The following is a 15,745-nucleotide window of genomic DNA, read 5'->3' as shown; positions in this document are numbered from 1 at the left end:
AACCACCGGTACTTATTATGGATGAACCTACAAGTAGTATGGATAATCGTTCAGAAATGTATATTAAGCAGCAGTTACGTCAAATGAAGCAAGATGAGACATTAATTTTGATCACCCATAAAACGGGAATGCTTGATGTGGTTGATCGATTAATCGTTATGGAACATGGTCATATCGTTGCTGACGGCCCTAAAGAACAAGTATTACAAACATTACGTAACGGTAATATTAATCAAGTATCAATCAATACATAATGATGTTTGACATTGGTTTTGTCTTAATAGATAGCAACTTTTCATATTTCTATCCATTTAAAAGTAACAAAGGTTACTTTAGTACAAACAATTTCCTAAAATTAAAGTGAGTATTCCTATTTAATAGGTTGATTAAATTTAGAAGAAAACACTAAAAGATCTGCTATTAAATTCACAGTATCTAACAATATATCGTTTATTGTTCATAATGAGAGAATAAAATCAATCATTACGAATAAGCTTACCTGATTACCAATCAGGTCTACTCAATAAAATAAAGCTTAATATTGATAAAACTCCTTACCATTTTTTAATAATGAACCATAAATAATATCTGCCGTTGTCAGTCCATTAAAAAATATAAGCTATCTGATATAACAAGTATTTTGTTTTTTCAAACAAGAAATTATACTTACTGCGTATAAATAGGATGACATTCCTCATTCAAAAAAATCGCAAATATAAAGATATTCGACCTGAGTACCGTTTTCACTTTTCGCTTTAGTTCTAATATTAAAATACTATTTTCATCTTGCGTAATAAGATAAATAGCTAAAAAAACGGTAATTTTTAATGATGAAAAAATATCTGACGTCAATGACATTTGATGGCAACATTTATTACATTGATATAATAGTCAATATTTAAGTTCACAATAACGTTTCAAGCCACATTCATGAGAAACGTAACCATTTTACCCAACGTAGATTAAATAAACGTTCTTTACATTGTTTTTAAGTCCCATATGTTTGTATAAATTCGAATATGAAAAATATTAATACTACAAGTTATTTCACATTTAATTTTTACTATCTACAACTATAGGTATCATTATATATCAGAAGAAAAGTTGAATTCATTATTCATTAAATTCTTCACTAATTTAAATTCTAATAGTAATTTATTATATATCTCACCAATAATTTCAATATTATCTAATTTTGCTATATTTTCGATAATCGTCAAAAATTCATATAAACGATCAGCTCCTATATCACCACAGATTCCTTTTAATTTATGACTAAAAAAAATAACTTTTCCTCTATCATTATTATCTATATTATTTCCTAATTGTAGAGCATATTCAGGAAATGTATTTATAAAAATCTCAATGATTTCAATATAAAAATCTCTATCGTCACCAATTCTATTCATTGAACTTTCTTTATCCCAACACATATAATAATTACTTTTATCTTCACTATTTTTAATAAGTGAAATTTCTTTATCTAATAATGTTGAACTATTTAATATCGTCTGTTGATGTAATTCATTATCTTCTATAAAATAACTATTTTTACCATTACCTTTTATTTTATATAAAGCATTATCTGCAACATTTAAGGCCTCAACCATGTCATTCGGGATGTTTTTTGAAAAATAAGTTACACCACCAATACTTATAGTTACATAACCAATTTTTGTTTTTTTATTTTCAATTCTATTTGAATTTAATGCTGAAATAATCTTTTTTGATAACATTTCAGCACCCGTATTATTTGTATTAGGAAGAAGAATGACAAATTCTTCCCCCCCAAATCTATATACATTATCTGTACTTCTACTTAATGACTTTTTAATTATCGATGCAACTTTTATTAATGTATTGTCTCCACTTGTATGCCCATAAGTATCATTAAACAATTTAAAATCATCAATATCGATCATTAACAATGAAAAATAAGCTAAATTTCTCTGACAATAATTTATTGCAACAGGATAATCTTCATCAAGAGCGAAGCGATTTGAAATATTTGTTAATCTATCTTTTTTTATTAAAGACTCTAATATTTCAGTCTTTATTTTATGTTCTATATGTGTTTTTACTCTATGTGTAAGAGTTAAATGATTAATAGGTTTTGTGATAAAATCTACACAACCAGCTTTCCAGCATTTCATCTGCATCTTATCTTCATAATGACTAGTAACAAAAATAACTGGAATATTTTTTGTTTCAGGCTTTGATTTCAGAACGTAACATATATCAGTTCCATCAAGACCTTCCATCATAATGTCTAGTAATATAAGATCTGGTTTATAACATAAAGCATATTCAATCGCCTGTTCACCATTAGTAGCTAAATACACAGTAAATAATGGCGATAATATTCTATTTGATAATTCCAAACTTAAATTTTCATCATCTACAACTAAAACGGACGATTTTTTATATTTTTCATCTAATAGATCTAACATTAGAAGCCGCCTTATAAATATCTAATTAGTCATTATCCTCTTATTAACACTATATTTTTTGAATATTTATCGCCACTTTATCACTCGTTATTTATTGAAATTTGGATATGCATCACACTTAAATTTGAAAATTTACAATAAAAATGTCTAATATAATAAAGACAATATTTAAAGGAGTATATTATGATAAATTTATCTTCATTCTATCAAGAACTAGATAATGATAAAGAATCGATTATTACAATTTTAGAATTATTTCTATCTGAATATGAAGATTTTATAATTTATTATACCGACTATTTTAGTGACGAAAAATGGCATGATATATATATATCGTCACATTCATTAAAAGGAATATTAGAAAGTTTTGGTGAAAAAGATCTAACATCATCTCTCAGGGCGATTGAAATAAAGACATCGAAAAATGAAAATATAACTACAGATGATTTAAATCATGTAATAAATAAATTACCTGAAATATTAATTGAAATAAAAGTAGAGATTGAAAAATTAAGGCAAAACATATGATTAAAAATAGTTTTAAAACAATTAAAGGTCAAATGTTAAGTGGATTTTCAATATTAGTCATACTATTATTATTTTATTTTTTTGTAAATCATGAATATAGAAATGAAGAAAATAAATTAAGAAATATACAATTGTCAATATCAAAATCAATTAATGACATGTTATCAATACGAAGAAATGAAAAAGATTTCATAGAGCGGATGGAGTATAAATATATAGAACAACTAAATATTTCCAAGAAATCATTAAATAATATTATTCAAAAAATAGAATCTGATTTAAATAATGGAGGGTTTGAAAAAAATATTTCATTTCCAGACATATACCTTGCAATTGGAAAATATGAATCAAAATTCAATGAATTTATAAAGTTAAAAAAAACACTACATTCTGAATATGATAATAAAGATAACTTATTACGTATAAATAAATATTTCAGCACAAAACTAACAATGGATTTATTGAAATTAAAAAAAACATCAATATTATTAAATTTTATTAACACATCATATAAAATAAATAAATTCCTATTATATCCAAGTATAAAAAGTAAAAAAGAAGCCATCTTAGAAATAAATAAGTTAGTAAATAACGCAAAGAATGATGATAATATCATTTATCATGAAATAATTAATTATAATAATAATTTTAATAACATTATCAACATTTATGAAAAAATTGGATTTAACCATCAATTTGGGTTGCATTTAGAGTTGCGAAAAACGATGCATGTCATTGAAGATAAGCTAAATTTACTACAACAAAAAACACCTATAAAGATAAAAAATCGTTTAGATAAAATTGAGAAAAACCTACATTTATTAGCTTTATTAACTTTAGTTTCAATTTGTTTGATACTTATATATATATATCGTAAAATATCAAAATTGGAAAAAAATATTTTAATTTCAAAATCAAATGCGATTAAAGCAAATATAGAAAAAAGTACATTTTTAGCCAATATGTCACATGAAATAAGAACACCATTAAATGGCATTATTGGAATGTCAGAGATATTATCGAGTACCGATCTTAATATTAATCAAAAAGAATATTTATCTATACTTAATTCGTCTTCTCATAGCTTACTCGCTTTAATTAATGATATTCTTGATCTGTCAAAAATTGAATCAGGTAAGTTAGAAATCAATAATCACTCTGCAAACATTAGAACAATAATATATGATTCAATATCTTTAAGTTTAAATAAAATACAAGAAAAACAATTGTCATTAGAAGTTATTATACCAAGTAATATTCCTGATACAGTTTATATTGATGAGCAACGTTTAAAGCAAATATTAATCAATCTAATTTCTAATGCTATTAAATTTACAGAAGAAGGAAAAATAACAGTACAAGTAACTACATTTGATATTCATAAAAAAACAGAAAATATATACATATCTATTAAAGATACTGGTATTGGTATTGATCAGGAGAATTTAAAAAACATATTTAACCCATTTGTACAAGCTGATAACACTATAACAAGAAAATTTGGTGGTACAGGGTTAGGTTTAAATATTTGTAAGTTATTAATAGATAAAATGGATGGTATATTAGATGTAGAATCTAAAAAAGGGATTGGAACTATCTTTTCTTTTAAATTACCAATGAAAATAATTAGATTAAAACCAAAATTAAAAAAAGAATTATCTAAATGTAATATCGTTTATAGAATTGAAACTGATTATGTAAAAAATCTTTTAGTCAATGAGTTGGATTTCTATCGTATAGAACCAAAGGAATTTGATAATGATTTTGGTTTCAATATTTTTATCTATGAACATATAAATGACAATTTGACACGGAATGTTATTGGTGAAATGCGAGAATCAATTGATAATATTAAAGTAATTATCATTTACGATATCTCAAATCCACCTGATAACATATATGAACTTGCTGATAGTATTAGCGCATATCCTATATTTGGAGATAAAATGATAGAAGAGATAATATCATTAACATCTAAAAAATCAATAAGTAACAATGAATCAGATACTCTAAAAGTAGATGGAAAAATATTAGTTGTTGAAGATAACATTGTAAATCAAAAAGTTGTAAAGCTTCATCTTGAAAAAGAAGGATACATTATAGATATCGCAGAGAATGGATTACAAGCACTAAATAAAATTAAAAATGGGAATTCATACGATATTATTTTAATGGATTGTATGATGCCAGAAATGGATGGATTTACTGCAACTATAAAAATTCGAGAATATGAAAATGAATATCATAAAAAAAGAACACCAATTATAGCGCTAACCGCAAGTGTCATAGAAAAAGATATTCAGAAATGTCTTGATTCAGGAATGGACAAATATCTATCAAAACCACTAAAAAGAGAAATTTTATATAGTACTATTGCTGATGTTATATCATCTAATAAAAAGTTGTCATAGCGTATTTCATCTTAAAATAAGTTGATAATTTTAAATAAAGGCTCAGTACATAGCACTTGGCCTTTTTTATTCTCTTTATCTGGTGTTTTTTTCTCAAATTAAATCATTTCGTCAATAGTTTCACATTTATAAAGTAAATATTCTTGTTTAAATATACCACCATCCCGTTTAGCTAGAGTATTTTAATAGTCATTGATGGCTAGATAACATCTTTAACTAATTTCCCTTAATAAACATCTGGTACAAATGACAAATAATACACGTAAATACATCACTATATTAAGAACAGTCTGAATGTATGAACTCGATCTTTTATTCGCTTTTTAATGGTACATTAAATTTCACCTCCTACTCAGAGATGATATCATCTCCTTTTAATATGAATAGGTAACATAATGACAAAACGGACTCAGCAACATGCAAAAACGATTTTATAAATCACATAAAAACCAATAACTTCAATTAGATAAACTCATAATATAAACATCAATTACTGTTCTACTCTCTGTCACTAATAATCATCCTCCATTTGTATTACTACTTACCATTCTGTTTTATAAAACTAAGGATTGAAAAAACCAATAGTAGCCCCAAGATTGTTACTATCAAAGCAAATAATATTGCTGTATCTATTGGCATTACTGAGCCATTTATCTCACTCAGTAGCCACAAAAGGATCACACTTTGAATAACACAACATCAGCGACATCTCATGATAATAGCAACACTCTGGCCATAACTGCCCCTGTGGCTAAGAAAATCCCCCATGAGATGAACATCCATAATGATACCCGTATTGATGATTACTATTGGATGCGAGATGATAGCCGCACTGATCCTGAGGTCATCGCGCATCTTGATGCTGAAAATAGTTATACCGATGCAGTAATGGCACACACCACTGCATTACAGCAAACATTATTTGATGAACTAAAAGGACGTATTATTAAAGATGATAATACCGTCCCTGTAAAGCAAGGCAGTTATTACTATTCAAGTGAAGTCTCTGGTGATAATGAATACCCTATTTCAGTACGTGCGACTGATTTTGCGGGCACCGATAAACAAGTATTACTTGATCTAAATCAACTCGCATCTGAGCATGATTACTATGATGTTTCCAGTGTCAGTATTAGTGTTAATGAAAATTTATTAGCTTATGGTGAAGACACGGTAAGCCGTCGTATTTATACTATTAGAATTAAAAATATCACCACAGGTCAATATCTTGCTGATGAAATCACGGGAACCTGTGGCTCTGTTGCTTGGCAAAATGATAACCAAGCGTTTTATTATATTCACAAAGACCCACAAACCTTATTAGGTTATCAGGTTTATCGTCACCGCTTAGGTACACCACAAGCTGACGATCAGTTGATCTTTGAAGAAACTGACCAAACTTTCTATACCTCAATCGGTAAAAGCAAAGACAACTCACTAATTTATATCTGGCATTCAAGCACAGAAACCAGTGCCGTCTCTTTTATTGATGCTAATGATGCCAATGCGCAAGCAATCTCGTTCTTAGATCGTGAAGTTGGGTTGGAATACAGCATTTCCAAGCTTAATGACTGGTTCTATATTCACACTAACTATAAAGCGGTTAACTTCCGCTTAATGAAAGTGGCTACAACTGATATTAGCAATAAAGATCATTGGCAAGACGTGATCCCTGCGCAAGAAGGCGCAATGCTGGAAGATTACGAGATCTTTAATGATTATTTAGTATATCAGCAGCGTGAGAATGGCTTAACTCGCATTACTGTGCGTGATCTTCACACTCAACAGCAGCAACAATTGCATTTCAACGATGAAGCATTCACACTTTATCTCTACGGTAATAAAGAGATTGATTCAGACAAATTACGCCTGTATTACTCAAGTATGACCACACCAGGTACTCACTACGATTTTAATCTTAACGATGGTAGTAATGTAGTACTCAAGCAAGCACAAATCCTCGGTGATTTTGACGCGAATAATTACCGTTCTGAACGTATTATGGTACCCGCTCGTGATGGTAAATCCGTTCCGGTATCACTGGTTTATCGTAAAGATTGCTTTAAAAAAGATGGCACTAACCCGTTGTATCAATATGGTTATGGATCATACGGCGCTATCATTGACCCAAGCTTTTCATCAACCCGATTAAGTTTATTAGATCGCGGTTTTGTGTATGCTATTGCGCATATTCGTGGTTCTGAAATGTTGGGCCGTCCATGGTATGAAGATGGTAAGAAACTCACCAAACAAAACACCTTTAATGACTTCATTGATGTTACCCGATCATTAGTAGAACAAGGCTATGGCGCGAAAGACAAGATCTTCGCTGTCGGTGGCTCTGCGGGTGGTTTATTGATGGGCGCGATTATCAACCAAGCACCTGAGCTTTACTGCGGTATCGCGGCACATGTACCGTTTGTTGATATTGTTACCACCATGTTGGATGAATCAATTCCGCTGACAACTAACGAGTATGATGAGTGGGGTAATCCAAACCACAAAGAATACTACAACTATATGTTGAGCTATTCACCCTACGATAATATTACCGCTCATGACTACCCTCACCTATTAGTGACTACGGGTTTACATGACTCACAAGTACAGTATTTCGAGCCGATGAAATGGGTTGCTAAGCTGCGTGATGTTAAGACGAACGATAACTGTCTATTGTTTAAAGTTGATATGGAAGCAGGTCATGGTGGCGCATCAGGTCGCTTTAAGGCATTACGTGAAGATGCACTAGAATATGCGTTCTTTATTGATCTATTAGCTGAACAGAAATAGGTCTAGCTGAGCAATAACATCAAACAATGGCGGCTTAATCAGTCGCCATTATTATTTTAAATATTCAGAAATAACTTACGATAATTCATAATCTTCAAAATGATCCACAAACCTCTGTAACCCAGCCAAATCCACAATAATAAGCTCAGAACCTTGTTTCTCAACTAATCCTTGCTGAATCAATGTCTTTAATGCGCGTCGATAAACACGGCTTGATGTACCAAACCGTTCAGCCTCTTTATCTGCTTTATTAAATCGACCAAGGGTCATCGAATTACGGGCGTGCTGAAGTAAATCAAATGCAATATTGTAAGTAATGGGATGTAATAAACGGTGGGTGTAAATATCAAGCGAGTCTTGGTAATCAAGCGCCAATGCAGACGCAAAAAACAAACTAAATTCAGGGCGTTCTAACAGTAATTTCTCTACTTTTTTTATATCAAGAATGTCAATTTCTATCGCTTCTTCAACAACAACAGACCATTGGCATGGTGTTTTAGTAAAGAACTCCATTTCACCAAAGACATTATAGTTACAGTCCATCTCTCCTAATTGAAAACGACGCCCATTAACAGCACAAATATGCATCGACACTCGTCCAACAGGCACAATCATTAACTGAGTAATATCCTGACCTTGCTGCATGATAGCATCGCCGATTTGGTAGCGTTTACTGCCTATTTGACACTTATATAGTGCCAGGCGAAAGCTCGCATAATGTTGAGTTAGGTAATCACTAAAACGGATTGAGGAGGAAGGAGTCAATTGCATTGCGCATATCACTGTTATTTCATTTTAAATCAAGATAGCGGGTTTTTATGGCACTGAATAGGAAAATTTATAGTGCACATTAAAATAGCCCAATTTATAAAAATCGGGCTATTAATTTGGTGATTAAATAGACTTAAACAACCTTAATAGGGCATTCAGCGCAGTATGGGCAGCTAACTGTTCCCCTTTAATCATATCTTCAGCTTCATTAACATAAGCACTAATCCCTTCACTTACATTCTGCTGATAAAGCACCACGTTATTCAGAATTGCGGCTGTTTTTAGTTGACGTAAACGACCCACCGTTAATAAGGCAGAAGTCTCCATATCAGCCCCTAATACGCCTTTTTTATGCCAATACTCACAAATACTGTCTTCATCATCGGTATAAAAACTATCGTGAGAACGTACAATACCACTATGATAGTTGATATTCTGTTGCGATAAATCCGTTTTTAATAAGTGAACCAATTGATGATCAGCAATAGCCGGAAATTCACTTGGAATATACGCTTTAGAGCCACCTTCATCTCTCACCGCACCTTCGGCAACAATGATTTCACCTAAACCAATATTTGATTGCAGTGCCCCTGCTGAGCCAACACGGATAATATATTCAGCGCCACAGCGTTTGAGTTCTTCTAAAGCAATAATCATTGATGGTGCGCCCATCCCCGTACTACACAATGTAACGGGCTTACCCTGATAGTCGCCATTAATGATACGGTATTCACGATTTTCAGCAATTAACACACTATTTGTTAAGAAACGTTCTGCAATGCGATTAACCCTATCTGGCTCACCGCAGACTAAAATACCAGTGGCAATCTGACCGTGGCTGATTAATAAGTGTGGTTGCTGATTCATGCGATAACCTTCTTAGCTTGTGGTTTATTTCTGTTAGCAATTGCAATCCAGCAACGGGCGCCATTCGCAGCAACAAAGAGCAGAATCGCATACTGAATAGAAAGTGCATACACACCTTGTGCGGCATATAAACCGACGCTGATGATGTTAATAATCACCCACACAATCCAATTTTCAACATACTTACGTGTCATCAGAATTTGAGCAACAATAGACAGTACGGTCATGGTTGCATCCCAAAATGGGAACGCGCCAGGTTGTAATGTTGGAGCTGCTAAATTAGCACCTAAAACATTTAACACATCTACCGCTAAATTAGCTAAAGCAAAAAACACAGGGTTGATATAAACCGTTAGCAACCCAATCGCAATCACACTTAACGTCACTGTCATGGCTAATTTTTGCTTACTTAACCACCGAACTTCTAAGTTATCGCCCTCACTGGTTGGCCTTGTCCATGCAAACCAACCATAAATATTGGCGACAAAGAAAAACACTTGCAGTAATAACAACCCATACAATTGAATTTGAAAGAAAATAATACAAAATAAGGTGACATTAATAAGACCAAAAAAGAAGTTTATGGTTTTTTCTTTACTGGCAAACCAAATACATAGCAGACCAAAGACAGTACCAATGGCTTCAATCCATGACATTGCATAGCCGTCACCAATGGGGAAATTAACAAGGGTGTTATTGATATCAAACCAAGCAAGAAAATCCATCTGTTATTCCTTTTGTTCTCATTAATAATTTAACGCTATTGTAAAAGGTATATTTACCTAAGATCAGGACATTTGTCCCATCGCAAGTGAGGCGGATCAACTTTTGAATAATTAGCACATCAGTTTCTCACTCAAGTACGTAATTATGTAATGACAGTAGGATTATTGCTCAGAAAAGGCTGTTCCGCGTTAGCTAAAAGGAACTAACGCGGACAATAAGATAGGATATTATAGAGGCAAAACAATTAAGCCCAAATAGCAACCACAGCCATTAGCGCAAACCCGATTACAACAAAGGTAAAGTTTCTTAAATCACAACATTTATCAACCAACGTCGATTGTTTTAAGCCATGCAATGTACCAAGGTACAAAAATGTGCCCGCAGCTAATGAATAAAAGATCGGCTCTAATAATGGATAATTATCAGTATATTCTAAAATCCCCGATCCTAACCCAACCCCAATAGGCAACATTATGGTAAAGAGCGCAAACATGATTAAAGATTGGCGTAACGACAGTCGACTTTTACTTAATTGCACTGCCAATGAAAAACTTGCCGCCCATTTATGCGCTAAAATAGCAATGAGAATCATCACCATCATAGTGATAGATCCGCTTAATCCAAGTACCGTACCCGCCAATAACGAATGAATAGATAAAATAATCATCGCTAAAACAGCAAATGCAGGGCTATTGCTATCACCATGCTCATCTAAACGACGACCTAAGTGTTCAAACCACAATAATAGTAAAAACACACAGCCCGCTAATACGAAAGCGATAGGATACTCAATACCATGTTTTAAAAATGATTTTGAAGCGTCACCCAACATATGAATAAGACCGGCACCCAAAAAAACACCTGATGCTAAAGCTTCTGCGGCTGGTGATTCTAAAGGTCGAGTCGTTTTAAATTTACGAATAAACGGATACAAGCCAGCGAGAACAGTAGTCACAAAAATAAGCACTACTGATAATATTTTAAATTCATCGAGATTCATGTTGTATTCCGCATAGTTAATCAACTGACTTTATAGCACTTACAGGATTACTCTGCGAACGATTTGAATGTAAAACATTAATTCCATATAGCAACAATATCAATTATTACTAAAATTTGTATTAATAATAAAAAAAAAGCAATTAAACACATCAAGAGAATAATATAATTGATTAGTTATCAAGCAATTATATTTAACGACCTCTAATGTTTCCAAATAGCATATAAAAATAGGATCAAAATTTCATTTAAAATAAAAAACTGAACTACGCTTAGTGAGTCCCGATATATCATAAAATAGAGGTATTTATGGCAACTCAAAAAACAAAAGAATCAACACATGAAACAATGAAGCATCACTACTCTGATGATGAAAAACACAAGCATGATAAAGATCATCAACAATATCGCGAACATGAACCATCACATGGACATCATATCCATGGTGGTGTTGGTGCTGCACATAAAGAAACTCACCACCATCATTACACAACGCATCATCACCACCATTATTATGGTCCCGTCACTATCATCAATAACGATGACGAATAATCATTATTTAATACACTAAAACATGCTGATAAATTCATTTCTAATTAAAAATATATTTGCATGTTTTACTTCTATTAATTATCTTTCCACCACAAGATATTAATTTTCATTTATAATATCTATCTCATAAATCATCACTTAAAAGTACGCTCACTATATGAAACAATTTATTATTACATGTCTATTCTGTTTATTGTTAGTCGGATGTGTAACTGAAAGTATGCGTACCATTCCAACAAGAGTAAGTGTAGATGCGGGAGTTGGATTTAACCCCTGTGGTAGTGAAATTGAAGGTTATCATTTTGAGCAAAATGGTGTTATCTCAATTAATTGTACTAATGGCAATATTTATTCAGTCCGTGATCATACCGAGCTCAATCATATGAAAAAAAATGTTCTTGAGTGCCAACAAAAAGGCTTTAATGATTATAGCGAGTGTTTATCCAGTAAAAATACAACTAAAAAATAATGGCTAATCATTGAATATCTATCAGCTATTACGGCAGGTATTCAATTATAAGAAAAATTTATTTATCAAGCTGTGGACGCCACCAATAATGCAATAAACGCCGACAAGCTTGTTTGATGTCATTCAAAATTAAATATAGAGCAGGCACTAATAGTAAAGTAACGACTGTTGCAAATAAGATCCCAAATGCCAATGATGTTGCCATAGGGATCACAATCTGTGCCTGCAAGCTCGTTTCAAGTAAAATAGGCGCCAAGCCAAAGAAGGTGGTTAACGACGTCAATACAATCGCCCTAAAGCGGCAACACCCAGCATCAATAACAGCATCATAAAGAGGAACACCTTGTTCCAAAGCACGATTAATAAACACCACCAGCACTAAAGAATCATTCACCACTACGCCAGACAATGCCAAAATACCAAACACACTCAGTAAATTAAGTGAAATATCCGCAAAATAGTGCCCAGCAATCGCACCAATAATACCAAAGGGGATCACCGACATAATGATCAACGGTTGGCTGTATGATCGTAATGGAATCGCCATTAATGCAAAAATAGCAACCAGTGCTAATACCGCATCACGAAGTAGGCTAACTTTCGTTTCAGACTCTTCTTTTGCTTGCCCATCAAGTTGAATGTTAACGCTTGGATATTGCTGACGTAATAACGGTAAATAATCTTTATTTATAATGGTATATATCTCAGATGGAGAAGCTTTACCTTTGTGAACATTTGCACTAACGACTAATGTTCGACGTTTATCTACCCGATTAATACTGTTTAGTGCTGAAATAAAATCAATGGTTGCCACTTCAGAAAATGGCACCAACGTACCATTTGCTAAAACTACTTTCATATTTTGTAAATAACCGACACTACGACGCTCATCAGCAGGATAACGTACCATCACTTTCACTTCTTAGTTATTGCGTAAAATACGTTGAACTTCAATACCATGAAAAGCATGTCGAACTTGATTGGTCAGATTCGCGACGGATAAACCTAAGATTTTCCCAATTGGCGTTAACTTTATATTAATCTCTTGTGTTGGCGCGGATAAATCATCTTCAACATTAAATACCCCTTGGTAACGTTTAAGCTGCTGTTTTAATTGCGTAGCCGCTTGTAATAGTTGCTGACTATTCTCGCCTTGCAAACGGTATTGAATATCACTTTTTTGACGATCAATAGATGCTTCATACGCAATAGTTTTAACACCAGATAATGGTGGAATATATTGTTTCCATTTATTTAAAACCTCAAAGCTAGTGATCGGTAAACTTTCGCTTTTTTCTAATTCAACCAACACAAACATATTATTGTTATCTCGCATATTAACAAAGCTATGCTTCACCACATGCACACCCTGCTGCTGATAAATTTCTTCATCAGTTTTATACAATGCCTGTTCTAATTGATTAATAACCTTAATATTATTTGCTTTTGAATTAGAATCATTCATTTCCACCCGCACTTGAATATAATCAGACGGCAACTTAGGAAAGAACACCCACCGTAATTGTCCACTGAACACTAATGCCAACGCTAAACACAACACACCGACAAATGTCGCTAAGACGCTATATCGATGTATGATGGCTAAACCAATAAAACGTCGATAATGAACATGAATAAACTTATTTACCGCCTGATTAAAGCGTTGTTTCATTCGTACAATAGGATTATTCCAGGATCGTTGTTGTACTAAGCGCGATCGAGCTAAGTGGGCGGGCAAAATTAATTTAGATTCAATCAGGGAAAAAGTTAAACATAAAATAACCACCCATCCAATGGCCTTAAAAAATTCAGTGCGAGGGCTATCTGACAACAGCATTGGCACAAATGCAGCCATGGTCGTTAATACCCCAAAGGTTGCAGGAATAGCGACTCGCTTCGCCCCTTGAATAACATGATTAACCGTTTGTCCTTTTTGTTCTACTTCTGAATAAACACTTTCTCCCACAACAATCGCATCATCAACCACGATCCCCAGTACGAGAATAAACCCAAATAACGACAATAAGTTAATGGAGATATTAATCATCTCAAATGGCATAAACAGTAACGTGCCAAGAAAACAAAAAGGCAACCCAAGTATTACCCAAAACGCTAATCTTACTTCAAGAAAAATAGCGAGAATAATAAACACCAATAATCCGCCATACACCATATTAGACAGCATCATATTAAGCCGCCCTTCAAGGTAATGTGACATATCAGCCCATTTATCAATATGAATGCCAGCGGGTAATTGCGCCTTTTTATTCGTCACATAATCACTGATTTGCTTGGATATGAGCGTTGCGTCTTGATTAGGAAGATTTCGAATTTGTATCACCGCAGCACGTTGTTGATTAAACCGATTAAGCACCGATTGCTCAACAAAACCATCCGTTACGGTAGCGATATCAGACAGGCGTAATCGACTCCCATCAGCGTTCGTGCGTAAAACAATATTGGCAAATTGATCGCCTTGATAAAGTTGTTCTGTGGTGCGAACTAATACATCACCATCTTGGGCTTTAATTGCACCAGCGGGTAAATCCAATGAACGTTGCTGTAATACCTGTGCAATTTTCTCAATGGTAACGTCATGATCACGCAGTTGGTGTGCGGCTATTTCAATCGCTATTTCATCATTTTTTATTCCGCTTACCGTCACAGCTGTCGCACTGGTTTGTTGAATAATCTCATCTTTTACAACTTGAGCATAACGTTTGAGTTGGCGATCACTCAAATCACCATATATTGATAAAAACATCACATTACTCATAAATTCCGCCCGTTGAATCAAGGGCGGCTCCATTTGAGCAGGGAATGTCGTAATATTATTAACCCGCTGTTTTACCTCATCTAAAACTTTATTAAGATCAGCATCATTATCAAGTTCAACCGTAACAACCCCACTTCCTTGGTTGGCAACAGCCGTCACCCGCTTAATATCAGCAAGGTCATCAATAGCTTGTTCAATTTTAACAATGATCCCTTGTTCTACATCGGCAGCGGCAGCTCCTGTATATTGAGTGGTTATGGTAATTTTATGAGTACCAAAGGCAGGAAATATCTCTTTATTAATAAGATTAACTGAAAATAAACCACCGATCATCACCAGCAGCATCAACAAATTAGCGGCGACATGATTACGCGTAAACCAAGCAATGATCCCTGATGATTCCATT

The 15,745-nt window shown here is 33.1% G+C and carries 10 protein-coding genes and 3 pseudogenes; 6 read left to right on the top strand and 7 right to left on the bottom strand.

All coding sequences use genetic code 11. The features are described from left to right. A pseudogene (locus CIK00_RS06040) lies at positions 1-254 on the top strand (type I secretion system permease/ATPase); the annotation flags it as partial. 284 nt (positions 255-538) lie between these two features. Here CIK00_RS06040 and CIK00_RS21510 read toward each other — a convergent pair. Both CIK00_RS21510 and CIK00_RS06035 read right to left on the bottom strand, forming a co-directional pair. Beyond that, positions 539-1,030, bottom strand: a pseudogene (locus tag CIK00_RS21510) (transposase); the annotation flags it as partial. 55 nt (positions 1,031-1,085) lie between these two features. Further along, a complete protein-coding gene (locus CIK00_RS06035) occupies positions 1,086-2,450 on the bottom strand; it encodes a diguanylate cyclase (RefSeq protein ID WP_101768009.1) in 1,365 nt (454 codons plus the stop codon). Between the two features lie 183 nt (positions 2,451-2,633). Between CIK00_RS06035 and CIK00_RS06030 the strand changes: the two genes are divergently transcribed. From CIK00_RS06030 to CIK00_RS06020, 3 genes are all read left to right on the top strand, one after another. Further along, complete coding sequence (locus CIK00_RS06030; protein ID WP_101768008.1) at positions 2,634-2,978, top strand: hypothetical protein; 345 nt, start codon at positions 2,634-2,636, stop codon at positions 2,976-2,978. Continuing rightward, positions 2,975-5,389, top strand: a complete 2,415-nt coding sequence (locus CIK00_RS06025) for an ATP-binding protein (RefSeq protein ID WP_101768007.1) — start codon at positions 2,975-2,977, stop codon at positions 5,387-5,389. Before CIK00_RS06030 ends, CIK00_RS06025 begins: the two co-directional genes overlap by 4 nt. 684 nt (positions 5,390-6,073) lie before the next feature. Continuing rightward, the gene (locus CIK00_RS06020) at positions 6,074-8,179 is read left to right on the top strand and encodes a S9 family peptidase (RefSeq protein WP_233426540.1); all 2,106 of its coding nucleotides are present in this window, start codon (positions 6,074-6,076) and stop codon (positions 8,177-8,179) included. A gap of 75 nt (positions 8,180-8,254) precedes the next feature. On the opposite strand, the gene CIK00_RS06015 is transcribed toward CIK00_RS06020, so the two are convergent. The 4 genes from CIK00_RS06015 to CIK00_RS06000 form a co-directional block, all read right to left on the bottom strand. Then, positions 8,255-8,950: a Crp/Fnr family transcriptional regulator gene (locus tag CIK00_RS06015; protein WP_101768006.1), complete on the bottom strand. Its 696-nt coding sequence runs from the start codon at positions 8,948-8,950 to the stop codon at positions 8,255-8,257. A 123-nt stretch (positions 8,951-9,073) separates the two neighbouring features. Beyond that, the gene (locus tag CIK00_RS06010; RefSeq protein ID WP_101768005.1) at positions 9,074-9,817 is read right to left on the bottom strand and encodes a nucleoside phosphorylase; all 744 of its coding nucleotides are present in this window, start codon (positions 9,815-9,817) and stop codon (positions 9,074-9,076) included. After that, positions 9,814-10,542, bottom strand: coding sequence for a nicotinamide riboside transporter PnuC (pnuC, locus tag CIK00_RS06005; RefSeq protein WP_101768004.1), 729 nt, complete (start codon positions 10,540-10,542; stop codon positions 9,814-9,816). The genes CIK00_RS06010 and pnuC overlap by 4 nt, the downstream gene beginning before the upstream one ends. A gap of 245 nt (positions 10,543-10,787) precedes the next feature. Then, positions 10,788-11,543 (bottom strand): ZIP family metal transporter, encoded by a 756-nt coding sequence (locus CIK00_RS06000; protein ID WP_101768003.1) that lies wholly within the window; start codon positions 11,541-11,543, stop codon positions 10,788-10,790. A 308-nt stretch (positions 11,544-11,851) separates the two neighbouring features. Between CIK00_RS06000 and CIK00_RS05995 the strand changes: the two genes are divergently transcribed. After that, on the top strand, positions 11,852-12,094 hold the full coding sequence (locus CIK00_RS05995; protein WP_101768002.1) for a hypothetical protein: 243 nt from the start codon (positions 11,852-11,854) through the stop codon (positions 12,092-12,094). 157 nt (positions 12,095-12,251) lie between these two features. After that, on the top strand, positions 12,252-12,563 hold the full coding sequence (locus tag CIK00_RS05990) for a hypothetical protein (RefSeq protein ID WP_167388523.1): 312 nt from the start codon (positions 12,252-12,254) through the stop codon (positions 12,561-12,563). A gap of 58 nt (positions 12,564-12,621) precedes the next feature. On the opposite strand, the pseudogene CIK00_RS05985 reads toward CIK00_RS05990, so the two are convergent. Beyond that, positions 12,622-15,744 (bottom strand): annotated as a pseudogene (locus CIK00_RS05985) (efflux RND transporter permease subunit). Position 15,745 lies beyond the last annotated feature (1 nt).

This window comes from Photobacterium carnosum, assembly GCF_002849605.1.
Lineage (GTDB): Bacteria > Pseudomonadota > Gammaproteobacteria > Enterobacterales > Vibrionaceae > Photobacterium > Photobacterium carnosum.
The sequence above is the reverse complement of the archived record's forward strand: the minus strand, read 5'-3'. Positions and strand labels throughout refer to the sequence as shown.